The following is a 24,486-nucleotide window of genomic DNA, read 5'->3' as shown; positions in this document are numbered from 1 at the left end:
TCGCTTTTTGCGCTGGTTTAATATCGTTTATGATTGCTACTCAGGTGATTATTGCTTTTTTTATAATGCTAAAGTTTTGTATTTAAATTGATTTTTATCTGCTTCACAATTCATCAATTGTTACTAAACCGCCCTCGATAAACTATATGACAAGTTCATACCCATCAAGTAAAGCAGTTCCTAGTAAAGGTCGCTTTCCTATCGCAAGTACATTCACTTCCCGTTCTTCTCCATTCCAAATAATGTTACCTTGATGTACTGGCAAGATTACATTACTATTGTCAGCTAAATTTGCATACATTTCATACACGAAAGGTAAACCCAGTAGAGTAACTGCTGTTGGAGGCAGAGAAAGAAACTCTGTAAAACCTGTATCGATAACAAATTCAATAGTAAAATCTGGTTTATTTGTAAGTCGAAATATGATATTAACTGTTGCGCGTCCGTTCTTGACAATACCAGAAATCACCGATAATCGCGCTCCATGTCACCACTGAAGGAAACAGCGACTTTATAACCAATGCGAATACCAAAAAGTCGAGCTAATGGGTTTTTATGACGTAAATATCGTGCCGATTCTAAGCCTGTTTTATCAATTGCATATTCACCTGTTTCTATATTGATAATCACCATTTTACCGATGTTTTCTTCTCGTTCTACTTGTTGACGAATGCTATTTTCGTATAATTCTTTCGCGCGTCGTCCAACTTCTTCGCGGCTTAAAAGTATGCTTTGCACGTTCTTGCTCCTTGCTGTTATTTTTTCGCGTTTACAGTTCATGTTAAGGAATAGGTTGTCTTTGGGTTAGTCTTCGTTGAAATAAGACTCCACATCCATACGATCATGCAAAATACGAATAATATCGATAGTTTCATTGGTTTCCTGATAAAAGATCAAATGTCTTCCGATGTGGTACTTGCGATATCCTGAGCGAATATCATCACAAGTTCGTCCTCTGTGTGGCTCTCGTGCCAAGAGATGAAAGCAATCGTCCAAGATAGCAAGATAACGGTTTCTCTGCTCAGTTCCCCATGTTTTTTGGGTGTAGCGACCGATTGATAGCAAGTCTTGAGTAGCTAATTGAGTAAGGCGAAATGCTGACATGCGCTATTCACGGTCAAGTTCTGCAAGCAATCCTGAGAGAGAATAGTCAGCAAATCCGCTGTTTTCACCGTCTGTCAATGCTCGTTGTAAAGCGGCAAGTTTTATTTCTCGCTCTTCTAAAAGGCGCAGTCCCGCTCGAATCGCTTCACTGGCACTGGCAAAACGACCGCTTTCAACTTGATTGGCGATAAACGCTTCAAAATGCTCACCCAAGGTAACACTTGTATTTTTTTGCATACAATTTCCTCCTGTATAATACCAATATATAATATTTTTTGGTATTACTCCAGCGTAAACTTCAACCTAAAAAGAGCAATTGGTCACAAAGAAGATTGTCGGTCAAATATAACTTTGAGTCTCAAGCCCTAACAAAATGAAAGCGTTTCCGCTATAGATTGGGATTTGAAGCAGTTAATGAATATAGGAATCATATTTGATTTCTGAAAAAATATCGGTAGTCTTGTAGTGGACCCTCTTGGCTAAAATGTTGCAAAAAAATTGTAGGTTGGGTGGAGGCTTTGCGTAACCCAACATCCTGATATATATGTTGGGTTGCGCTCCGCTCCACCCAACCTACGTCTACGTCTTTCTCTGAAAAATGAATCAATTTCAGACTATAGCGATTTTCAGATGACTAAAATACATCTACAGCTTGGAGTCAGGAGTCAGAATATAAAGTTCTCCTGAATTCTGGCTTCTGACTCCCCAATAATCGGGCGTATTGCACCCAACTGAGAACCGCTATAATTCCGCAGCTAACACCCTACCTTGAACTGATTCAAACTCATCTTCTAGTAAATATAACTTGGCTTCATCATAGTTATTAGTGGAAAAGACAACTTTATAACCCTCTGCCGGATCATAAATCTGACAGTTATCTTCACTGTGGCAAAGCAATAAAAGAATATATGGAGGGGAATGACTTGGATCTATCCATACTTCCATAAATTCCCAGTTATTCTTCATTGGATCTTGTGGGGGAATAACGCGGTATTCGTCGGGAGCATTAGACATATTCAAACAAAAAAACGGTAGAGCAATTAATACTCTACCGTTTTTTAATTTGGGATTTAATCTAAAAATCCCAAACCCTAAATCTTACTCAACACCTTGGGGTAACAATTCCCGGCGCTGTTGAGAACTAACTTGGACAATGCCATTTTCATCCACATCAACAACGGCAGTATCGCCATCTTTAATGCGACCAGACAGAATCTCTTCTGCTAAACTATCTTCTAACAGGCGCATAATTGCCCGACGTAATGGCCTCGCGCCGTAGCTGGGACTGTAACCTTCTTGGATCAAACGATCCTTGAAGCGGTCTGTGACTTCTAAGGTGATACCCTTTTCCGTCAGACGACCAAATACTTCCTTGAGCATAATTTCGGCGATTTGGGTCACTTCCGGCTTGTTCAACTGACGGAAGACGATAATTTCATCGAGTCGGTTGAGGAACTCTGGACGGAAGTACTGCTTGAGTTCTTCGTTCACCAAAGAGCGAATCCGGTTGTAAGTTGACTCGCTGGCATCTTCGGAGAATTCAAAGCCGATACCGCTACCGCCTTTTTCAATTACCTTAGAACCAATATTGGAAGTTAAAATCAGCAAGGTGTTCTTGAAGTCTACCGTGCGACCTTTGGCATCAGTTAACCGACCGTCTTCCAAAATTTGCAGCAACATGTTGAAGACATCGGGGTGTGCTTTTTCGATTTCGTCGAACAACACCACGGTGTAAGGACGCCGCCGCACGGCTTCGGTCAGCTGACCACCTTCGTTATAGCCAACATAACCTGGAGGGGAACCAATCAGTTTGCTGACGGTGTGACGCTCCATGTATTCGGACATATCTAAGCGGATCATCGCTTCTTCGGAACCGAAGAAGTAAGCAGCTAATGATTTCGCTAACTCGGTTTTACCTACACCAGTCGGTCCAGAGAAGACAAAGCTAGCTATGGGTCGGTTGGGATTTTTCAAACCGACACGAGCGCGACGAATTGCCCGTGAAACTGCTTTCACAGCTTCATCTTGACCAATTAAACGCTGATGCAAGGTGTCTTCCATGTGCAGCAGCTTTTCAGATTCAGATTCGGTGAGTTTGTTCACCGGTACCCCAGTCCAGGAAGCGACAATGTGAGCAATGTCTTCTTCTGTAACTACAGGTTCTTCACCTTCTGTACCAGTTGCATTGGTCTTGCTTTGAGCGATCGCGCGGATTTCGGCTTTGATTTCCATTTCGCGATCGCGCAGTTCCCCAGCTTTATCAAAGTCTTGGGAGCGCACCGCGTCATCTTTTTCTTTTAATATCTGACGCAGTTCTTTATCTAACTCCTTAGCTGCGGGTGGCAATTGGGAGTTAATCAAGCGCACTCTAGAACCAGCTTCATCAACTAAATCGATGGCTTTATCTGGGAGGAAGCGATCGCTAATGTAACGATCTGATAACTTCGCCGCCGCTACCAATGCTTCGTCGGAGATTTTCAATTTATGGTGTTGCTCGTAGCGTTCGCGCAGACCATATAAAATTTCAATTGTTTCATCAACTGTCGGTTCGCCAACCATCACTGGTTGGAAACGCCGCTCTAGGGCTGCATCTCGCTCGATGTGCTTTCGGTATTCATCTAAGGTTGTAGCGCCGATGCACTGCAACTCACCTCTGGCCAAAGCTGGCTTGAGGATATTTGCTGCGTCAATAGCACCTTCTGCTGCACCTGCACCAATTAAGGTGTGTACCTCATCAATCACGAGAATGACATTACCCGCCGAGCGGATTTCATCCATGATTTTTTTCAAACGTTCTTCAAATTCACCCCGGTATTTGGTTCCTGCTACGAGCAAACCAATATCCAGCGTTACTACACGTTTATCTTCGAGGATGTCAGGGACATCTTTAGTGGCAATGCGGGAAGCTAAACCTTCAGCGATCGCAGTCTTACCAACCCCTGGTTCCCCAATCAGCACTGGGTTATTTTTGGTTCGGCGACCCAATATCTGAATCACCCGCTCAATTTCCTTGGCGCGTCCCACTACTGGATCGAGCTTATTGTCGATCGCCATTTGGGTCAGGTTTGAACCAAATTCATCTAGAGTCGGGGTTTTTGTGCGCCCAGATGAGCCGCCTGGTGAAACTTCGGCAGTTTCTCCCAACATGCGGATAACTTGGGTTCTGACCTTAGATAGATCCACACCGAGGTTTTCTAGCACCCTGGCTGCGACACCTTCCCCTTCGCGGATTAGGCCCAACAGCAGATGCTCGGTGCCAATGTAGTTATGCCCCAGTTGGCGTGCTTCTTCTAGGGACAGTTCTAAAACTCGCTTTGCCCGTGGCGTAAACGGAATTTCCACGGCAACAAAGCCCGATCCCCGTCCTATAATTTTTTCAACTTCAATTCGGGCATCTTTGAGATTGACACCCATTGATTTCAGCACCTTGGCAGCCACTCCAGTGCCTTCGCCAATCAGACCCAAGAGGATCTGCTCGGTTCCGACAAAGTTGTGACCTAAACGGCGGGCCTCTTCTTGGGCCAGCATGATTACCTTAATGGCTTTTTCTGTGAAGCGCTCAAACATGGCTTTATCCCATCATCTGCGGTCGTGCCGGTATGCTGATTTTAGCACAGGCAAAGCTTTTAGATGCCTGTATAACAGATTATAGACATCCTGAAGCTATGACTTTAGTTGATGGGCTAATTGTTAACTATTGACTACTTTTATCTGGCTAGTGTACTGAGGAGCTTTAGTTCACCAGCGTTTTTGGGATTTATTACGAATAGTTGACTGCTTATATTTAAAGTTTATTCACTTAATCCCAAACACCTACTAATAGCATATAAATTTAGTACAATCAAGCACAAAAAAGTTTATATATGATTTAACTATGAGTTTTCTATTTCTAATAAAAATTTTAAATACAAATAAGCTCAACAAAATTACATTTTTTTGCTGAAGCCGATCGCAAGCCCGATTAAGATAATTCAAAATTTATCAACTTAAGTCCAAATCTTTTTAAACCTCGTTTTGAAAATGCTCCTCATTGCGTGTCTGCTGCAAGTATTGAGTCCGAGTTTCACGTTAGAACCATAACAAGACTAATCCCCAGCTACTTAGAAAGTAAGTGCCAAGAGGATTTGTCTAGGCGATCGCTAATTATGGTATACCAATTGTCTAAAGTCTTTTGAAATTTGGAGTGTTGTAAATCTGGAAGCCACAGGATTAAGGCATCTTCACCATTATCTTGGTAGTAGCCGCGCCGCCGTCCGGCTGTTTTGAAGCCAAATTTTTGATATAAAGATATTGCCGCCAAGTTGGAAGCTCGGACTTCGAGGGTAGCTCGCTCCATTTTGCGATCGCAAGCTGTCTTTATGAGTGAATATAGTAAAGCTGCACCCAAACCTTGACGGTGATATTGGGGATGAACTGCCAAAATTGTAATGTGGGCTTCGTCTAAAATTGACCAAAAGCAACCCATTCCTAGCAAACTTGTGCTGGTGGATGGGGAAAATAAACCGAGTAAATCGCTATTGGGACTATCCAATTCTCGTTTATAGCCCTCTAGAGTCCAAAGTCCACCAAAACAGGCTCGGTCGAGTTCTAGAATTGCACTGAGATGATCTGCTGTCAGTAATTTAATTTCTAAGTCTAATAAGATCACATTTATTGAATAAGATTACAAACCCTTTGTACACTGGGAATCGGGAGACGAACTCAAAGCCCGTAATTTGAATAAGGACAACTTTTATATTTATGGTATCGACTCACCCCTCTGGGGTTCAACATTCTGGAAGTCAATATTTACCTCAAAGGCGTGACATTAACGCGAATCCCTCGCCTAATCAAGAACTTTTACCCTTAACTGCTAGAGTTAATCATCATGATTCCCTAGAAATTGGTGGATGTGATGTCACAACCCTAGTAGAGCAGTTTGGTTCACCTCTATATATTTTAGATGAAGAAACCTTACGTTCGGCTTGTCAGCAATACCGAGATGCTTTTAAGCAATACTACAAGGGCGAATCTCAAGTATTGTACGCCTCAAAAGCTTGGAATTGTTTAGCAGTTTGTGCGATCGCAGGTTCTGTTGGACTAGGAATCGATGTAGTCTCCGGTGGCGAACTTTACACCGCCCTACAAGCAGGTGTTAGTCCCAATAAAATCTACCTCCACGGCAATAATAAATCTCGTGAAGAATTAGTTTTAGCGATCGCATCTGGTGTAACTATTGTGGCGGATAACTGGTATGAGTTGCATACCCTTGTGGAAATAGCCCAACCCAATCAACCAATCCGCATCATGTTGCGGCTAACTCCAGGTATTGAGTGCCACACTCACGAGTATATTCGTACGGGACACTTAGATAGCAAATTTGGCTTTGATCCCAACGATTTAGGTGAAGTGTTTACCTTTGTCAGTCAACAGCCTACCCTGAATTGCGTAGGGGTACACGCTCATATTGGTTCCCAAATTTTTGAGCGCCAACCACATCAAGATTTGGCTGCTGTGATGGTGCAATGGCTACGGGATGCTGGGAAGTATGGTTTAAATATTACTGAGTTAAACGTTGGTGGCGGTTTAGGGATTAAGTACACAGAATCAGACGATCCCCCAAGCATTGAAGAGTGGGTGAAGGCGATTTGTGAAGTTGTCCAAGAAGCTTGTGCAGCCGAAAATCTGCCTTTGCCGAAATTATTGAGTGAACCAGGGCGATCGCTAATTGCCACAGCTTGCGTTACTGCCTATACTATTGGTTCATCCAAAGTTATCCCAGAAATTCGTACCTACATAGCGATCGATGGGGGAATGTCTGATAATCCCCGCCCAATTACTTACCAATCAGTTTATCGAGCAGTCGTTGCCAATAAAATGTCTTCTCCTTTAAGCCAAACAGTCACAATTGCAGGTAAACATTGTGAATCAGGGGATATTCTGATTAAAAATGCCCTACTCCCAAAGACTGAACCAGGAGATATTCTCGTAGTTATGGGAACTGGTGCTTACAATTACAGTATGGCATCTAACTACAACCGCTTGCCCCGACCGGCAGCAGTTGTGGTGGCAAATGGCGAAGCAAATTTAATTTTGCAACGTGAAACTTATCAAGACTTAATTCGACAAGATCGCCTACCAGAAAGGCTGAAAAGTCAAGAGTTAGGAGTTAAAGGTTAGGAGTAGAGACGCGATTAATCGCGTCTCTACAGGAGTTAGGAGAGACGAGATTAATCGAGTCTGTACTCCTAAATCATCATTGTAATTAGAGGCAAAAGTGTAATCCAGATGTCATGAGAGATTGGTGGAAGCAATGGCTGATAAACCTGGGATGGTCACAGTCCTTGCTACTTGGGACTCTGGATATTGTGTTAGTGCTGGCGCTGACGTACATGATACTAGTTATTATTAGCGAGCGGCGGACACTGTGGATGGTGCGGGGATTCATTATCCTAATGCTAGCCTCAGCACTAAGTAGCAAATTAGGACTACCTCTGCTAAATTTTGTACTGGAAAAGTTGGTGATTGGTTGTGCTGTGGCGATGGCAGTTGCCCTACAGTCAGAGTTTCGACGGTTTTTGGAACAATTGGGGCGGGGCGAATTCCGCCAGTTGTTTCAACCCGATCGGCTGGCAATCCCCAAATCTGATAGTGTAATTGATGAAATTGTTGAGGCTGTTAAAGAATTGTCAAAAAACCGCATTGGAGCTTTACTAATTGTGGAAACCACAGGGCCAATTGATGAGCGAGATTTTTCTGTGCCAGGAGTCAAGCTAAATGCGGAGGTTTCTAAAGAACTAATCCAGACAATTTTTCAGCCGAAAACTTTGTTACACGATGGGGCGACATTAATCCGTGGCTCACGGATCATATCATCGGGTATAATCTTACCACTTTCGGGACGCACAGCCTCGCGCCAGTTGGGAACACGCCACCGGGCGGCAATGGGAATTACTGAGCGGGTCGAAAATTGCATTTGTGTCGTTGTCTCTGAAGAAACGGGTTCTATTTCCTTGGCGGAACGGGGAACCCTAAATAGACCCCTGACGATTAAGAAGTTGAAAGAGTCATTAGAGGCTCTTTTGTCCCCAACTGTGGATAGGGAAGCTGTTGCTCCTGGTCTGCTGAGTTTTGTTCGTCGGATAGGTGGGAAGACACTAGCCCTGGTTTCACGTTTACTCAGATTACCATCGACCGCTTCTCGAGATAAAAAATGACAGGACAACAAACTAAACTGCAAGATTTGCCTACTGACTTAAAACGAGAACTATTGCCGCAGCACGTGGCGGTAATTATGGATGGTAATGGTCGATGGGCTAAACATCAGGGTCTACCCCGGATTATGGGTCATAAGCGAGGAGTAGATGCTCTCAAGGATTTACTTCGCTGTTGTCAAGATTGGGGAATTCAAGCACTGACAGCTTATGCTTTTTCAACGGAGAACTGGAAAAGACCGCAGGAAGAAGTGGATTTTTTGATGACTCTGTTTCAAAGAGTTTTGCGCCAAGAACTGCGGGAAATGGTCGAAAAGAATGTTCAAATTAAGTTTGTGGGAAATTTGCAAGATCTACCGCGATCGCTCCAACAAGAAATATCCCGTTCAATGGAAGAAACTAAGAATAATAGGGGTATCCGGTTTTTAGTAGCAACTAATTATGGCGGACGGCAAGAAATTTTACAAGCTTGTCAAGCGATCGCAAAACAAGTTCAACAAGGTCTCCTACAACCCGATGAAATTGATGAGCAGGTGTTTGAGAGCCACTTGTATACAGCCGGAATTAGTGACCCAGATTTATTAATCCGCACCAGTGGAGAAATGCGCCTCTCAAATTTTCTTCTCTGGCAAATGGCTTATGGAGAAATTTATATTACAGATGCTCTCTGGCCTGATTTTGATCGGGCTGAGTTTCACCGCGCCTTGTGTGCTTACCAGCAACGGGAGCGGCGATTTGGGAAAGTTTAATTATCTATTTAGGACTTACGCAAGAGTTACGGAATAACAAACCGCAGAGGCAATAGAGTAATCCCTCACGCGAATAACTTAAAAAAATTGCCGAATTTGCAGAACGCCACATCATTGCTGACTGTAAATAAGGATGTAGGTTGATGAATGGACACTACCAGTAGCAAATGTTAATTGGAGATTTGAATGGATGTGGTTATATGGTTTTGTTCATCCGCAATCGGGAGAAACATATTGGTGGATATTGCCCTTTGTAAATAGGTCAAATGCTGCCGCCAAAAGGCGAAAAAATGAAGCTAGAGCCAATTCGTTTATGTGCGGCTTGTTATGCTGAAAAATCATATCACCGCCTAGAGTGGCAGTTTCAATCAACGGTGGGGTGCGATCGCACGTAGAAACGCAGCTATTTTATAGTAATGGAGCCTCTGCTTGGGTGAAAACAGCAAAAGAAGAGGTTATATATTTTTGTAATTAGACTGCAAATAAAGTTCTTTAAAGCTATTTTTGTAATTAAAGAGCCTTGGCCTTGCTGTAATAAATTAAATTAGAAAACATATATTTAGCCGAGTTCTATAGGCGGATTTTGGACAATAATTCTTTAAAACTGACAATAATTATTTAATGTACAAATGGAGAATAACGGATTCGAACCGATGGCCTCTGCGGTGCGATCGCAGCACTCTACCAACTGAGCTAATTCCCCTTGATCGGTGCAAAGTCAAGAGTAATATTACTCATTAACTCAATACACTATCACCACATAGTATTCTAACATTCAGTTGCCGATGGTTGAGGCTCTTTTTGGGAATAAACCTTCTGCACCCGTTCCAATTCCAAATCACTGAGATAATCAACAGTCCAGTTACAGCAACGCTGGAGCATGTGAAATGGGTAAGTATTCGCTACACCAACAACTTGCATAAGTGATCGCTTCGCTGCTGCTATCCCATCTGGAGTATCTTCAATTGCCAAACACTCGTATGGTTGAAGATTCAATTCAGGATATTCTTTATTTAGGCGTTTCACAGCCAGCAGATAACCATCGGGCTGTGGTTTGCTGGTGGTGATATCATCACCTGCGACAATAACTTTAAAATGTTGGGCTAGTTTGGCGCGATGGAGTACCAATTCTATTTCTTGGCGAATTGCACCACTGACTAATCCTAATTTCAGATTCTGCGATCGCACCTGATAGATTAAGTCTTCGACACCTGGATATAAAGGCAGTTTCTCTATTTTTTCTAGCTCCACCGTATAAGCTTGAGCTTTGCGGTACAGCAACTGAGTTAAATAGCTTTCATTGCTCACTCTACCACGATTCGCTAGTAATTGCTGAAAACAAGTGCGATCGCTGCGTCCTAAAGAAGCTTGACGCTCACTCACCTTTTGGGGTTGGAGATTTTCTTCAACAAGAATCTCATCTATCAGTTGCAGGTGGATTGCCTCATCGTTAATGATGACACCATTAAAATCAAAGAGAACTGCCTTTAAACTCATGCGATTGTGCCAAATGCTGGAGATCCAAATCCCTCCAAATCATTATTATCTACTGATGTGGGAGTATAATGACGGACATTTTCAGTTGCTATTGGTTTAACGCCGCTAGTTACCTGATTTATCCACCATACATCCTGCGTAGGCTTTAACATTAAAGTAATAGAACCTGTACCGCAACCTAAATTAAGTATGCGTCGTGGTTTTACCCTAACGGCATCAACTAAAGCCTGATGGACAATAGTTTCATTAGGCGGAAGAATATATTGAGTAATCGGATCGTAAGTAACTGCTGCATTGTAAGTGAGATATCCGCCTCTAATTCCGTGAAAATTTTGACTGCTGTAGTACGACGGAATTATGACATCATCTCGCCGATAGCGATGTCTACGACGGGCTACGCCTACGCTCTCTTTACTATCAGCGTAACGCCGTAACCCGTCTTCATCAATCAAAAGACGCACTACAGGGGATAAAAAACGTTCCCAGATTGGATGGATCTTGACGCACTGCCATAGGTGTTGTGTCAGTTTTTGTAAAGGGTTGTTTCAATCATCGTTATTTTCTTTACAAATTTTAATACATCTTTTCTTTCAGTGGCATCGATTTGACACTTATAACTCTTTGTAGTATATATGTAGTATAAACGTGCTATTCCCTAAAAGTAGTTCTTCATCTCCCCGAAAATTGAGCTAGGCAAATGAAAGACAATGCAACATTTAAATTGCTACAACTAACTAGCTAATGGGTTATAAGTCATACCGATAATTATCAGTGCCCTATACCCAATCTAAAATTTAAAATCCAAAATAGAAAAATTATGCCCTACGAAAAGTTAGAAATTACCACACCAACACCCGTTTTATCTTGGGCAAATCACTCTTTGGGTTCAGAAGAAACCAAGATGGCAAAGAATATGGCATCATTACCATTTGTCTTTAAGCACATAGCCTTGATGCCAGATGTTCACTTAGGAAAAGGTGCCTTAGTCGGTTCTGTAATTGCAACCAAAGAGGCAATTATCCCTGCTGCCGTGGGCGTGGATATTGGTTGTGGGATGAGCGCTATCAAAACAGCATTTACCGCCGAACAACTAGAAGGTAAACTTAAGAAAATTCGTCTAGATATTGAAGCAGCAATTCCTACTGGATTCAACGAAAACAAAGACGTTGAAAAATCTGTCACCAACTGGCAACACTGGGATAATTTTAAAGACTTGCATCGTGGCGTGCAAGACCTCCAAGGTAAAGCAATGAAACAGATGGGTTCTCTCGGTGGAGGAAACCACTTTATTGAAGTGTGTCTTGATACGGAGAATCAAGTTTGGCTGATGCTGCATTCTGGTTCGCGTAATATCGGCAATAAACTCGCCCAGTGTCATATTCACACAGCGAGAGAATTAGCGAAAATGGCAGGTAATAAATTGCCTGACCCGGATTTAGCTCACTTTGTCGCAGGTACGCCAGAATTCCAAGCATACTGGCACGATTTGCAATGGTCACAAAACTATGCGCGTGTCAACCGCGATGTAATGATGGCGCGTTTTAAGCACATAGTTGAGAAGCATTTAGTCGGTGGGAAGACAACTAAACCTTTATTGCAAGTTAATTGTCATCACAATTACGCGGAAAAAGAAGTGCATTTTGACGAGGATGTATACGTTACTCGTAAAGGTGCAGTCCGCGCCCAGACTGAAGATTATGGGATTATTCCTGGTTCGATGGGGGCAAAATCTTTCATCATCAAAGGTAAAGGTAATGCCCACAGTTTCTGTTCTTGTTCTCACGGTGCAGGGCGTTTGATGTCTAGAAATAAGGCGAAAAATGTTTATACACTGGATGATTTGATCGAGCAAACAAATGGCGTAGAATGCCGCAAAGATGAGGGTGTGTTAGATGAAATTCCTGGTGCTTATAAACCGATAGAACAAGTGATGCAAAATCAAGCTGATTTAGTTGAAGTTGTAGCGACTCTCAAGCAAGTTCTTTGTGTGAAAGGATAAATTTGTAGAGAATATCCCAATTTGCCAAAAATATGAGAGAGAGGGCAAATTATTTGCCCTCTTATAGTTTATTCTGTTTAAAAATCTCTATCTACTTTGTAAGCTTGTAATAAGTATTCTCCATTGAAGTGAATGAGATGAGTAGAATCTTCAGCAACCCAAACATCGGTTTCCCAAGCAATTTCAGCCAAATACTCTACCATTGCTTTCCGACTTAAAAAGGTTGTTACCATTACAAGAGGAATTTTTATATCAATAAAAATAACTTCAAGTTCTTTCTTTCGTTTAGGGTTAATTGGGCCATGAGAAGTCACAGCTTCAATTAAAACTAGCCAATCATTTTTTAGATGATGGATAATCACATCAGGCATTTTTCCGTGAGAATTAACAGTAACGCCTAAATCTCTCAATGCAACTTCATTAAAGTGGGCAAATTTTTCATCTGTATCACCAACATAAATCAATTTTCCTCCAGGTGTAAAACGTTCTGCAAACTCCTTAACAATCTTCTCAATCAGAATATTCTGTCCACCTGGAGATAAGGTTTTTATCTTCCCCTCAATCACAATAGGGATACGTGATAGTTCCCGCTCCTGAGCATATCGTTTTTTCAAAGTTTCAGCTGAAGCAAGGTAAGTGCCAAGGCTCTTTTGCCATTCAGTGGTTCTATAAGTACGTAATAGCTCAAGCACACTTTCTTCAATCTTATATACCGTTTTGGGACTGTTAATAGCGCGGTCAGGAGCATCTGGATTTGCAATTATCAAAGCTGCATCTAAGAATTGATGGACTGTTTGGCGGCGAACAGTTTCTCGCGTATTAGGTTTATATGTTTTGCCATAGTGCTGTGCCATAAATTCCATCATTGGTGTAATTCCCATTAAGGGAGATGCAGCAGCTTTCCAAGGTTCAGTCGGCTTTAAGTCAAGTAGAGCCAAAAGGGTTAAGGCTGAACGTTCATTAAGTTGTGCCCGTGGAAATCCAAGTTCAATTAGTATTTGTAGTGCTTCATCAATACGGGTTTTAATTATTAAGGGGTTGTTTTCCCACTGACTGCTCATACTCAGTAACTTTTCTTGCACAAGTTGATCAATTTCTTTCTGTGATGGGAAATACTCAGTAATACATCGCCCCACGGTTATTAGCTGTGCTATTGTAGGATATTTTAAATTTCGTAAATCAGTTGCATTAACCTGAGTATGACCATTAAATAAACGAAAAAATGTGTCCACGAGGCTAGAGTTAAGATAAGCAGTAAGACCACGTGCTAGGGTAAGATTTAGTCCCCTTCCCTCTTTGTGAAAATAATTAAGATGATTTTCAAAACCTACCCAATAACAATCAATCTGGTTAGCATCATATACAACGGCAACAACTCGTTTTTTTTCCTCTTTTGAGGAGAATCGTTTGGTCAATACATAATTTTCATTTGGTACTAAAAGAGAGACTGTTTGTTCTGTATATACTAGAGCTTGGTGTTTTCTAGTTACCTTTGGATACTCAATATATCCTCCTGAGAAATTCAATGGATAAATCAAAGGAACAGAGTTTTTTTCTGGCATTAAACACAGATATTCTTTGGCACGATAATCTACAACACGTCCAGTTGATACGGTCAATCCCAGGTCTTTTAATGTGCAGGTAAAATTCGCCATTTGTCCAATGACCTGCTGACTTAGTGTATCTGGGATAATATGGATGAATTGTTGCGAATCGTGGGGATGAACTATCTCTTTATAAGGTGAGTAATTTGACATAATAAAATCATCATCAACACTCGATATCGTATTGATGAGTACATTGTCAAATTTTGGTTTTTGTTTGACAGCATGAATGATAATTGTTTCTTGCAAAACTTCATCATCACTAAAAGCTTCCTGTCTGGATTCAAAAATATGTATTTGGTCTAAAGCCATCATTTCCAAAAACATTCTGCGGAAGTCTCTAAAATATGGCCCATTACAAAAACTGCGCGGCGAGATAGCTACAAGTTCCCCTCTTGATTCAAGAAGTTGAACTGTAGCAGCAATAAAACCTGTATATAGATTGCTGGCTTCTAATCCTATAGAACGTAACAAACCACGAACTTGGGAATGAGCGTTAATTTTTAAATATGGGGGATTGAGAATAGCGTGGGTAAATCTGCGATTGTCAGCATTATCGAATAAACTAGATCCAAGAAGCCTGACGGCATCCTCAATAAAATCCCTATCTCGAATCTCATAGTTGAAATAGATCCCAGCTATTTGACATTCTCTGGCACATAATTTCAATGTCTGATGCAAATACACAATCAGAAAAGGATCAATTTCATAGGCAACAATATCTAAATTGGCTGGACGTGGTTTCCTTTGACAAAGGTTAGCCACAAAAGCTGCAAGTAATGAGCCAACTCCTGCTCCAGCATCAAGTAGGGATATTTGAGGAAGATCAAGCTTATCAAACATCCCAGCCATTAATTCCGCTACTGGAGCAGGAGTCAAAAATTGTCCCAGTTTTCCCTTCTGTTTTTGCTCCTGTTTCAAGCTTGCAGCAATCCTCAAAAGGTCTACTTCACCAAGTAAGTTTCTGGCAGAACATTTCGACAAGCTTTTAAATTGCAACGGCTTGTGATAATAGTCCAAAATTATTATAGATTGTCCATAAAAAATTTAAGTGTATGTATTGTTTATTGTTAGCGCTACTCTACGAAAAACTGCTGCTCGCTAATAGCGCTAACATTTAAATTTGGTGTCTTTTCAAAATTACATTGTCAAAGATTGAGGATTAGTCTCAATCAATTTCGCTAAATCTTGCAAGAATGCCGCAGCATGGGCACCGTAAATAATCCGGTGGTCAGAAGTAATATTGACTTGCATTTGTTGCCGCACGGCAAATAAACCATCGGGTGTTGCTACAACTTGCGGACGCGATGCCCCGATCGCTAAAATTGAACCTTGTCCAGGCGGTAAAATCGCATCAAATTTATCTACGCCAAACATTCCCAAATTAGACAGGGTAAAAGTACCACTGTTATATTCTTGGGGCTGTAGTTGTTTTGCCCTCGCACGCTCTACCAAAGACTTCCAAGTACGCGATAGAGAATAAATATCTACTGCATCTGCATTTTGCAGCACAGGTGTAATTAATCCGCCATCATCCATCGCTACTGCTACGGAAATGTTGATATCAGAATGATAAACAATACCTTGGTCTGAGTAACTAGCATTTAACAATGGGTGTTTTTGCAACGTTACTGCTACAGCTTTCGCCAGTAGCGCTGTCATTGTCACGCCTTTGGATTTAATTTGTTTATAAAGTTTGTCTAATCCATCGGTGGTAATTGTATAACCAACACGGAAGACGGGCACGGATATGGTGGCTACCATGTTCCGCACTACAGCATTTTGGAAGGTAGTTAGAGGCACGATTTGACCAGGAACAGCCGCTACTACTGGCGCGGGTGCTGGTGTCCGAGGTGCTGGGGGGGCAACTGGGGCGCTGGTTGCTACAGGTGCTGGTGGGGCAACTGGGGCAGGAGCGGGTTGTTTGCCCTTATTGGATAATGCTTCTACATCTTCGGCGACAATGCGACCGTAGGGGCCACTACCTTGGAGTGTAGTTAAATCAACTTTCAGTTCTTTGGCTAACTTGCGGGCGCGGGGTGAGACTACAAGCCTTCCTTCTTTGTGGTTAGAGCCGTTTTGAGAGGCTAAGGCAGGTGTTGCAACTGAGGCTGTAGCGGCGACTGGTTGCGGGGATGAGGTAGGAGTAGCCGCCGCGCCGGAGGAATTGGCGAGAGATTTCGCCTGTTCAATTTCAGCTTCCGTTTCGGCGATGAAGGCGATCGCAGATCCTACCGGGGCAGTTTCACCAGCTTCAACTATGATATGTGCCAGAAATCCTTCATAAAAGGTTTCTACATCCATATCTGCCTTATCTGACTCTACAACCACCACTGTTTCGCCTTTTTCCACTTTGTCACCTGGCGATTTCACCCAGGAGACGATTTTGCCTTCCGTCATGGTAGAACTCAGAGCCGGCATAAATACTTCGTGAATGCTCATAGGGTGGTTTGGAAATCAATGGTTTATGGACTTTAACAGGTTTTGTCAGATCGAATTGTATCTTGATGGGAGAGTTTTGGACTGGAGATTTTATATTTTAGGTTGGGAATTGGGAATTGGGCATTGGTTAATTCTTCTCCCTCATCTTCCCCTGCTCCCTTGTCTCCCTCATCCTCCCCACTCCTAACCCCAGGAACCTAAATATAACTTAGAGGTCTTATAATACAGAACTATCCTCAATGCTTAGGCAGTATTTCGATCTCGTTTTTAGTCATTAAATGGGATTGCCATTTTTTATATTCCTCATACCCAATACTTAAGATACAGGAACTTCTCACGGGTAGAGGATATGGGATGCAGTTCAATCTAGAATTCAAAATTGGTAATAAACCTATTTGAAATTCCTGTTTACTTTTATGTCGGCAAAGTTGAAATTATTTTTGATTGTGATACTCAGTATCTTTGCCACTGCTGGCGCTGGAGTTTATGTTATCCAGCGCCAGCAATCGGCACCGATTTTTGAGGCGAGTGATGGGCAAACCCAACAGGTGAAAGCAATACATCAGTCTCAAGAAGTTGTGGCATACTCAGATCGTTCCGATTATAAAACTATACCTCTAGAAAAAATCAACTCATCTCTCCAAGGTAGCGATCCTGCAACTCTTGCCCTGAATGCCTTTGACGATATAGCACCAATAGAAGGAACGCGAAAGGTAGAGGTAGCTTATCCACAACGAAATCAGGCCCTTGTGACGATTACGCAAATTAAGCGGGGTGATGATTCAGTCGGCACAGTTAAATATCGAGTTGAGATGTCAGCCTTTGGGCGATCGCTATTTATTAGCTCTCCTCCAGTGTGGCAAATAGTTTGGGCTGGAGTGAAAAATTAGTTAGGAGTGGGGAGTGAGGAGTTAGGAATTTAAACTCATAACTCCTAACTTTAACTAAATGTCGCCGCGAATTTCTTCTACAACGCCGTCGCGCAGAACGATTTCGACTTGCATTTTGCTAATCAGGTTATCACCGATTTCTACTCGGAAAAAGCCTTCCATTTGGAATTGGTTGACTTCTTGATCTTGCTGGAGAAACTGCACTTGCTGGAGGTTTTGCAGCAACTGATTTTTTTGCTCTAGAAATTCACTTTTCTTTTGATTGACTTGGAGTTGAATATTGTCAATTTGTTGGAGGGTCTGGGGGCCAGGTGGTTGCAGACTCTGTTTTTGAATTGCTGCGATCGCTCTTTGTCCTTCTACGTCTAACTGTTGCAGTTGCTGATCGAGTTGATTTATCTGGGTTTGCAACTGCTGTTGTACTTCCTCTTTCCACAGGGGAGTCACAATAACTTTGACGTTAACGACGCGTTTCAGAAGCAAATTAGATTTGGAGGCATCCATAAACATTTCACGTTCACTCTTTACTGTTGGGAGGTGGAATTATCAGGCAAACATGCCGTCAATAATATCGCGATAGCGTTCCGTGACGACATGTCGGCGAACTTTTAGTGTTTGTGTCATCAAACCATTTTCGATGGAAAACGGTTCTAGAATGAGTTTGAATGTCCCAATGCGGTCATCCGGTCGATAGCCTGGACGATTTTGCACTTCTCGATTCAATTCTTGCCGAAATAAATCCTGGATCATTCTACTCTCCCAGTCAATTTTTTGACTAGGTGAAGAAGCCGCCGGATCGTTCTGCGCCCATTTTTCTAAGGCTTCGACGTTGGGGACAATTAAGGCTCCCAGGCTGCGCTGATCTTGGCCGACGAGCATAATTTGATCGATGTATGGCGATCGCAAACAGGCATCTTCAATCGGCTGTGGCTCGATGTTTTCGCCGTTAGTCAATACAATCGTATCCTTTGCTCTGCCAGTCAGCACTAAGTCGTCTTGTGGTGTCAGCCAACCCAAATCGCCGCTATCAAACCAACCTTCCGCATCAATGGCTTTCGCTGTGGCTTCGGGATTTTGGTAATAGCCTTGCATAATCTGTGGGCCCCTCAACAATACTAAGCCTCGCTTTTCTACTGGTAGAGGCGCTTTTGTTTCAGGGTCTACAATCTTAGCTTCTGTTGCGGGGAGTGGTAGCCCTGATGCGCCAATCAAATTTCGCCAAGGACGACGCACATGGGTAACGGGAGAAGTTTCTGTTAAACCATAGCCTTGCAAAATTTGCACGCCAATAATTTCAAAGAAGTTATCGATGTGTCTAGGAAGCGCACCACCACCGCTAATCATCTGCTTGACTTGTCCGCCTGTGGCTTGTCGCACTTTGGCATAAACTAACCGTTCTCCCAAGGTGTGGAGGGGTAATAAAGCCAATGCTTGGATCTTAGCTGCTAATCGTTCGACGGCTGAGGCATGAAGATTATTTAAATCCAATCCCTGAGCAGTTCGCTGGGCTTTGATATATTTATCGCTAATGCCCAATAAAAAGTTAACTAGGCGTTGTTTATTCGCTGGTTGTTCGCGGAACTGTTTTTGCACTCCTTCGTAAATCGATTCCCACAAACGGGGTACACCCACCATGTAGTTTGGTTTAAACTGTCTCAAATCTCCTTTGACAGAACGCAAGTTGGTATAAACTTGCGTGCAACCTTGGGATAGTAGGTAATACTCAACAGTCCGCTCGTAACTATGCCACGAAGGTAGAATACTGAGAACGATATCGCCGACATTGGGTTGTAATACTGTGCCAAAGGTGATTATTTGGTGCATCAAATTTTTATAAGACAGCATTACACCCTTGGGTTTACCTGTGGTGCCGGAGGTGTAAATTAGGGTTGCTAAAGCGTCACGATTTTGCTTAACTGGTACAAAATTATGATTTTTCCCAACTTCAATCAACTGGGCAAAGTTCAGCACCTTTAGGGTTTCGTCTGTGGGTGGTGCTTCATCTGAAAGTAAGATAACCAACTGAATTGGTAAATCTTTGATGCGATCTTGCAGTTTTTTAAGTGTCTTTAAATCCTCAACTACGATTCCCGTACTGCCGCTATTAGCAATGATAAACAACAGTTCTTCTTTGTCGGCTTGGGAACTACGCACCGCATCAACGGCTCCAGCAGTCATTATGCCTTGATCGGCAATAAACCACCGGGGACTGTTGTCAGAAATTAAGGAAATGCGATCGCCTACTTTCACTCCCAACGCCTGTAAACCAGCAGCAAATAATTGCATTTGTTCCGCTAACTGTGTATAAGTAATCACAGCTTCTGGTTTACCATGAGGGCTACGGAGGGCAACAATATCACCAAATCGTTGAGCCGCTAAAGGCCAAACTTCTGGTAGCGATTCCACATTTGTGTAATCTACCAACCGCTTTAAGCCCTCACGTTCTTGCTCACTGATGTTAGATAAAAAAGAAGACGCGGTTTGGGTTTTTGACATCACACCTTACCTAAATATCTGAAACTAATTGTTTTTACAGCTTATTTTGTTATTCCGCTACAATAACTGTCATTATTATCCACATTCCCTTCTGTGTATAATAATTCCAGGAATTCCACCTTTATATTCACAAAAATTTATGTTAAAGTTAGTTTACATAGAGTGCAAGCAATAGATGGACTAAAGGTCAATTCTACACATAATATTATGCTTGCACCTGAAAACAGCGATGTCTACTACAGGCTACGCCTACGCCTATTTATCACAGGAGAGATCACCTATGAATTTGATAGACGCTATACTGCTAACGATCATCAACGCAGCAGCGTGCATGGCGTTTCCTAAGCTTGTAGCTATTCTTCTGGCGGATAAAACTCAACCTAATGAGGTGTCGCGGAATGGTTCAAAATTACAAACAGCCAAAGTTGAATTGACGAGCTTTCCTTATTGTACAGCTTACTCGTTGACAGGTAGTCAATACTGCAAATTCAGTCCTGATTTTTGTTCTAATTGTTCTCCGAATTGATGGACTATTTGCCAAATTGGAAAAGTTTATTTGCATTCCAAATCATAGTTTAGGCATCTACTTAGTCAAACGATGTCTACAATCAGCTACGCTAACTTTATTCCCCTATAATCCCTAAAACTTTTATGCTGTAAGTATTTATCATTTATACACAAGTCTATTGAACAGTACGTACATACTTCCACTGCAACCCGCAGATCCCCGACTTCTTGAAGAAGTCGGGGATCTTGTTTATGAAATTCTGCTGGTTCCACTACATCTTTGTTTCCTTGCCAGCGTCTAACTCAGTATAATTACTAATTGAAGTCAGGGTACAGATATAACTAATATAACAATTAATATATTAATTGTTAAATCTATTACATGAGAGCCAAACAGCTTTAATTCCCAAACAGCCCGAAGTTGGTCAGCTTATTAAGAAACTTCACAAACTTCTAGGGTTGACCCAGAAAAAGTTTACAGCAAGCATCGTTCGTAGTGAGCGATTCATCGCTCATAGCATTTATCAGGACTAAAGTCCTAACTACAAACTTTATATTTCCACCTAGATGTTTAGAGATAAACAAGATTATGTACAAAAATTTCTGCGAACTATCTTGATTATCTACACATTGAGCTATTAATTGAAAATCACAGGTTTCACCATGAATCGGAAACAGATCGTAGAGTTTTCTCTAGAAGACGGTACAAAGTTTTTAGCTGAAATTGATGAGCCAGAAAATAGCAATTCTTTTGTCCGTGTTGCCAGACCAGACGTTGGACAAATGGTAGTTGAAGCTAAAAAGAAATTTGATGAAATATTAGACGAAATACAACCTGTAGCTTCAGCAATTATCATCAAACTGAGTCAGCTTAATACACCTGCCGATGAGGTAGAAGTTAAGTTTGGTATTAAATTAAATGCTGCTGCGGGTGCAATTTTTACTTCTGTAAGTGGTGAAGCTAACTACGAAATTACCTTGAAATGGAAACAAAACAAGGCATAGTAATGTATGGCATCGATTGTAGATAATTATATTCCAGCTTTTAGGTCAGCGATCGCTCGGATTTTCCATCCCAATGGTGCGGTAGTTGGTGTAGGTTTTTTAGTATCGGGGCGAAGTCAAAATTATATCCTGACATGCGCTCATGTTGTTACCTCGGCTCTATTTTTACCACAGGATATAGTTGAAATTCCTATTAATCATATTTACTTCGATTTCCCGCTAATTGCATCAGGACAAAAGCTAAAAGCTAAAGTTGTTTTTTGGCAGCCTGTTGTCAACAACGTATCAAGTTCCGAACCAGAAGATATTGCTGGGTTGCAAATAGAAGGGCAGTTGCCTCATGAAGCGCAACCTATCAAGCTAATCTCAGCTAGTAACATCTGGGGGCATCCTTTCCGCATATTCGGTTTTCCTCACGGACACAATGATGGCGTTTGGTCTACAGGGGTGTTGCGAGATGGGCAAGGAAAGGGATGGGTGCAACTGGAAGATAGTAAGGTAACTGGCTACAGAGTAGAACCGGGCTTTAGTGGTGCGCCTATATGGGATGAAACTCTTGCAGGAGTGGTTGGTATGGCTGTGGCGGCGGAGAAACAGCGACAAGATATCAAGACTGCTTTCATGATTCCGGCGGATGTATTGAGCAAAGCATGGGATGAAATAACCTTGCCGATTTCATCAAATGCACATACTCAGAACAGTCCAAGCCGGGTACAACAAATCAAAATCAATTCTTCAGATTTCCGAAAGAACTATCTAGAGCATTCAATAGCCCGTTTAAAAACTGAGATTGAAAGTCTCGGAAACCAAATAGGGTGGACGCTTAATGATGTAGATAAGAATAAATTGCAAAGGCAACTTGATGATAAATTCGGCGAAATAGAAAAAGCTGAATCGGAGTTAAACCAGCTAAATCAACAACCTCGTCAGGTACAACAACTCAAAATCAATTCTTCAGATTTCCGAAAGAACTATCTAGAGCAGTTAATAGCCCGTTTAAAAACTGAGATTGAAAGTCTCGGAAACCAAATAGGGTGGACGCTTAATGATGTAGATAAGAATAAATTGCAAAGGCAACTTGATGATAGATTCGACGAAATAGAAAAAGCTGAATCAGAGTTAAAGCAGCTAAATCAACAACCTCGTCAGGTACAATAACTCAAAATCAAAACTTTACAACAACGCTTGGATATTCTAAGTAGTGATTATGAGACACTCCAAAATAAATTTAATCATACATTTGCCAGAGCGATCGCAATATCATTCAACGGCAAATCAACATCATACTACAAGAACTTGAACGAGTAGAAAGCGAACTTAATGGCATCTAAATACAATGAAAAATTCCTCAGAGTCACGAAAAAACTATCTAGAGCATTCAATAGCCAGTTTAAAAACTGAGATTGAAAGTATCAGTAAACAAATAGGGTGGACGCTTAATGATGTAGATAAAAATAAATTACAAAGGCAAATTGATAATAAATTCGATGCAATAGAACAGGCTGAATCAGAGTTAAGCCAGTTAAATCAAAAATCCCTAGAGCCAGTTGATTTTGATAAAATCCCATTCACTAATCGGGATGCTGCAATTAATGATATTACAGCAACTAATTCCCCTACCTATCGTCTGATAACGGCTCCCAAAGGTTACGGAAAAACAGAATTTCTCAAACAGATACAGAAGCGGTTTCAAGAATTGCGATGGTGTTGTGCTTATGCCTCTATGTCAGGCGATCAAAATATTGAAGACTTAGAAAAGGAATTAGCTAGTTCTCTCAATCTTCAGATCCAAGAAGGGCATGAATTACCTTCGGGAGAGCGCTTAGGTTTATTATTACATAGGAATTGGGCTAAATGGCAATCGCAGGGTCAAAAAGGCATTGTACTGCTAATCGATCTAGATGGAAATGCTCCAAACAAACAACGTTTAAACGAAATTTTTGATCAGCTTAAACAGCTAGGATGGAGAATTGAAAAATGTTTGAAAGAATTACAATTTTTTAAAGATAATTCCAAGAGTCTTCGAGTTGTAATAGCAGCTCGCTGTCTTACCGATCTCCCCTCTGATAGAGTTTTTCCTAAACTAACCCTCTCTCCTTTTAATTGGGAAGTAATTCAGGATACAGCAACAAAATATCTCAAGCCAATCGAAATGACTTCTGAAAGTCTATCTCTATTGGCAGGACACTTATTATATTTAACTGGTGGGCATCCAGGGTGTATTGCTGAAGCCTTAAAAGTTTATAGAAGCGGCGATTATACAGTTAATTGGTTTTTAAATAGTTATGGCAGCAAAATATGGGAAAGAACCCTCAGACAATGTAGAGATCAGATTAAAGAAAGTTTGATAAAAGAAAATAATCATCTTTATGAATCTATTGAAAAACTGAGTATATTTCCCATACTAAATGGTCATTGGATCTTAAAGGAAGCCGTTCGGAGATTTCAGTTACCTTTCAGTGACGATAGTTTTAAATTAAATGCTGAACTGACAAAAACATCAATTTTTACTCGTGACAAAACGATTATAAAAGATGGAATGACCCGTCGGTTGCTAGTTATTGGTCTTCTCCGAGAAAGTTCGCCTGATAGCTTTCAAAAGCTTTGTAGCGAAGCGGCTCAAATTTGCTGGGAATATGTTCATGAGCTTAAATCCAAGAATGATTCTGCTGTGGCGGGAACTTGGTCAATGCAGTATTTTTTTCAAAGCCTTCAGCAACATGCTGGATTTATCAATTGTGGTGCTGATAGTTTGGCTTATCGACAAGAGCTTCGCAGAACTTTCTTTGATGAAACCGTTGAAGAAACTATTGGAATATTCCGCAATACAGACCGAGAACAAACCCACGAATTTCTGTCTACCCTTAAATCTGAAGTAGAGCATGACTGGGAATTTCAGTTTCTTGTCAATTACTACCTCCACAATGACGAATATAATGATACACCCTATAGATATTTAATTCATAAGCTTGATGAAGCTATTCAAAATAACTAACTTAG

The 24,486-nt window shown here is 41.5% G+C and carries 24 protein-coding genes, 1 tRNA gene and 2 pseudogenes; 13 read left to right on the top strand and 14 right to left on the bottom strand.

Annotated elements, in window-relative coordinates:
- Positions 1-142 precede the first annotated feature (142 nt).
- From GTQ43_RS28455 to rimI, 7 genes are all read right to left on the bottom strand, one after another.
- Positions 143-469: a clan AA aspartic protease gene (locus tag GTQ43_RS28455; protein WP_265276023.1), complete on the bottom strand. Its 327-nt coding sequence runs from the start codon at positions 467-469 to the stop codon at positions 143-145.
- Positions 466-738, bottom strand: a complete 273-nt coding sequence (locus GTQ43_RS28450; RefSeq protein WP_265276022.1) for a hypothetical protein — start codon at positions 736-738, stop codon at positions 466-468. Before GTQ43_RS28450 ends, GTQ43_RS28455 begins: the two co-directional genes overlap by 4 nt.
- A 66-nt stretch (positions 739-804) precedes the next feature.
- Positions 805-1,104, bottom strand: a complete 300-nt coding sequence (locus tag GTQ43_RS28445) for a type II toxin-antitoxin system RelE/ParE family toxin (protein WP_265276021.1) — start codon at positions 1,102-1,104, stop codon at positions 805-807.
- Positions 1,105-1,107: 3 nt separating this feature from the next.
- Entirely contained in the window at positions 1,108-1,341 is a 234-nt protein-coding gene (locus GTQ43_RS28440) for a type II toxin-antitoxin system ParD family antitoxin (protein ID WP_251956104.1), read from the bottom strand.
- Between the two features lie 504 nt (positions 1,342-1,845).
- Positions 1,846-2,118, bottom strand: coding sequence for a hypothetical protein (locus tag GTQ43_RS28435; RefSeq protein WP_265276020.1), 273 nt, complete (start codon positions 2,116-2,118; stop codon positions 1,846-1,848).
- 84 nt (positions 2,119-2,202) lie between these two features.
- Complete coding sequence (locus GTQ43_RS28430; protein WP_265276019.1) at positions 2,203-4,671, bottom strand: ATP-dependent Clp protease ATP-binding subunit; 2,469 nt, start codon at positions 4,669-4,671, stop codon at positions 2,203-2,205.
- Positions 4,672-5,200: 529 nt separating this feature from the next.
- On the bottom strand, positions 5,201-5,752 hold the full coding sequence (gene rimI / locus GTQ43_RS28425) for a ribosomal protein S18-alanine N-acetyltransferase (protein WP_265276018.1): 552 nt from the start codon (positions 5,750-5,752) through the stop codon (positions 5,201-5,203).
- Between the two features lie 92 nt (positions 5,753-5,844).
- Here rimI and lysA point away from each other — a divergent pair, with 92 nt between their 5' ends.
- From lysA to GTQ43_RS28400, 5 genes and pseudogenes are all read left to right on the top strand, one after another.
- Positions 5,845-7,263: a diaminopimelate decarboxylase gene (gene lysA, locus GTQ43_RS28420; RefSeq protein ID WP_265276017.1), complete on the top strand. Its 1,419-nt coding sequence runs from the start codon at positions 5,845-5,847 to the stop codon at positions 7,261-7,263.
- Positions 7,264-7,376: 113 nt separating this feature from the next.
- Positions 7,377-8,300 carry a diadenylate cyclase CdaA gene (gene cdaA / locus GTQ43_RS28415; RefSeq protein ID WP_265276016.1) on the top strand — a complete coding sequence of 308 codons (924 nt, stop codon included), beginning with the start codon at positions 7,377-7,379 and terminating at the stop codon, positions 8,298-8,300.
- Complete coding sequence (locus GTQ43_RS28410) at positions 8,297-9,046, top strand: isoprenyl transferase (protein ID WP_265276015.1); 750 nt, start codon at positions 8,297-8,299, stop codon at positions 9,044-9,046. The genes cdaA and GTQ43_RS28410 overlap by 4 nt, the downstream gene beginning before the upstream one ends.
- A 157-nt stretch (positions 9,047-9,203) precedes the next feature.
- A pseudogene (locus GTQ43_RS28405) lies at positions 9,204-9,305 on the top strand (IS630 family transposase); the annotation flags it as partial.
- Between the two features lie 7 nt (positions 9,306-9,312).
- Complete coding sequence (locus tag GTQ43_RS28400; protein ID WP_321162520.1) at positions 9,313-9,441, top strand: hypothetical protein; 129 nt, start codon at positions 9,313-9,315, stop codon at positions 9,439-9,441.
- 235 nt (positions 9,442-9,676) lie between these two features.
- Here GTQ43_RS28400 and GTQ43_RS28395 read toward each other — a convergent pair.
- The 3 genes from GTQ43_RS28395 to GTQ43_RS28385 form a co-directional block, all read right to left on the bottom strand.
- Positions 9,677-9,749: transfer RNA gene (locus tag GTQ43_RS28395), tRNA-Ala, on the bottom strand.
- Positions 9,750-9,814: 65 nt separating this feature from the next.
- Positions 9,815-10,543, bottom strand: a complete 729-nt coding sequence (locus GTQ43_RS28390) for an HAD family hydrolase (RefSeq protein WP_265276014.1) — start codon at positions 10,541-10,543, stop codon at positions 9,815-9,817.
- The gene (locus tag GTQ43_RS28385) at positions 10,540-10,995 is read right to left on the bottom strand and encodes a hypothetical protein (protein ID WP_265276013.1); all 456 of its coding nucleotides are present in this window, start codon (positions 10,993-10,995) and stop codon (positions 10,540-10,542) included. Before GTQ43_RS28385 ends, GTQ43_RS28390 begins: the two co-directional genes overlap by 4 nt.
- A gap of 365 nt (positions 10,996-11,360) precedes the next feature.
- Here GTQ43_RS28385 and GTQ43_RS28380 point away from each other — a divergent pair, with 365 nt between their 5' ends.
- Positions 11,361-12,542, top strand: a complete 1,182-nt coding sequence (locus GTQ43_RS28380; RefSeq protein ID WP_265276012.1) for an RtcB family protein — start codon at positions 11,361-11,363, stop codon at positions 12,540-12,542.
- 77 nt (positions 12,543-12,619) lie between these two features.
- On the opposite strand, the gene GTQ43_RS28375 is transcribed toward GTQ43_RS28380, so the two are convergent.
- Together GTQ43_RS28375 and GTQ43_RS28370 are read right to left on the bottom strand one after the other, a co-directional pair.
- On the bottom strand, positions 12,620-15,130 hold the full coding sequence (locus GTQ43_RS28375; RefSeq protein ID WP_265276011.1) for a BsuBI/PstI family type II restriction endonuclease: 2,511 nt from the start codon (positions 15,128-15,130) through the stop codon (positions 12,620-12,622).
- A 156-nt stretch (positions 15,131-15,286) separates the two neighbouring features.
- Positions 15,287-16,588: a dihydrolipoamide acetyltransferase family protein gene (locus GTQ43_RS28370; protein ID WP_265276010.1), complete on the bottom strand. Its 1,302-nt coding sequence runs from the start codon at positions 16,586-16,588 to the stop codon at positions 15,287-15,289.
- 416 nt (positions 16,589-17,004) lie between these two features.
- Between GTQ43_RS28370 and GTQ43_RS28365 the strand changes: the two genes are divergently transcribed.
- Positions 17,005-17,478: a hypothetical protein gene (locus GTQ43_RS28365; protein WP_265276009.1), complete on the top strand. Its 474-nt coding sequence runs from the start codon at positions 17,005-17,007 to the stop codon at positions 17,476-17,478.
- A gap of 54 nt (positions 17,479-17,532) precedes the next feature.
- Here the strand turns inward: GTQ43_RS28365 and GTQ43_RS28360 are convergent, their stop codons facing one another.
- Entirely contained in the window at positions 17,533-17,982 is a 450-nt protein-coding gene (locus GTQ43_RS28360; protein WP_265276008.1) for a YlqD family protein, read from the bottom strand.
- A 42-nt stretch (positions 17,983-18,024) separates the two neighbouring features.
- Positions 18,025-19,974: an AMP-dependent synthetase/ligase gene (locus tag GTQ43_RS28355; RefSeq protein WP_265276007.1), complete on the bottom strand. Its 1,950-nt coding sequence runs from the start codon at positions 19,972-19,974 to the stop codon at positions 18,025-18,027.
- 207 nt (positions 19,975-20,181) lie between these two features.
- Between GTQ43_RS28355 and GTQ43_RS28350 the strand changes: the two genes are divergently transcribed.
- From GTQ43_RS28350 to GTQ43_RS28335, 6 genes and pseudogenes are all read left to right on the top strand, one after another.
- Entirely contained in the window at positions 20,182-20,319 is a 138-nt protein-coding gene (locus GTQ43_RS28350; RefSeq protein ID WP_265276006.1) for a hypothetical protein, read from the top strand.
- An 825-nt stretch (positions 20,320-21,144) separates the two neighbouring features.
- Positions 21,145-21,486, top strand: a complete 342-nt coding sequence (locus GTQ43_RS28345; RefSeq protein ID WP_265276005.1) for a CU044_2847 family protein — start codon at positions 21,145-21,147, stop codon at positions 21,484-21,486.
- A 6-nt stretch (positions 21,487-21,492) separates the two neighbouring features.
- Positions 21,493-22,644: a trypsin-like peptidase domain-containing protein gene (locus GTQ43_RS28340; RefSeq protein ID WP_265276004.1), complete on the top strand. Its 1,152-nt coding sequence runs from the start codon at positions 21,493-21,495 to the stop codon at positions 22,642-22,644.
- 6 nt (positions 22,645-22,650) lie between these two features.
- Positions 22,651-22,713 (top strand): annotated as a pseudogene (locus GTQ43_RS41860) (hypothetical protein); the annotation flags it as partial.
- 11 nt (positions 22,714-22,724) lie between these two features.
- Complete coding sequence (locus GTQ43_RS41855) at positions 22,725-22,817, top strand: hypothetical protein (protein ID WP_414859158.1); 93 nt, start codon at positions 22,725-22,727, stop codon at positions 22,815-22,817.
- Between the two features lie 5 nt (positions 22,818-22,822).
- Positions 22,823-24,481, top strand: a complete 1,659-nt coding sequence (locus GTQ43_RS28335) for an ATP-binding protein (protein ID WP_265276003.1) — start codon at positions 22,823-22,825, stop codon at positions 24,479-24,481.
- The last annotated feature ends 5 nt before the right edge of the window (positions 24,482-24,486 follow it).

The organism is Nostoc sp. KVJ3 (assembly GCF_026127265.1).
Classification (GTDB): Bacteria; Cyanobacteriota; Cyanobacteriia; order Cyanobacteriales; family Nostocaceae; genus Nostoc.
Note: the sequence above shows the minus strand (reverse complement) of the source record. Positions and strands in the feature narration are given on the sequence as shown.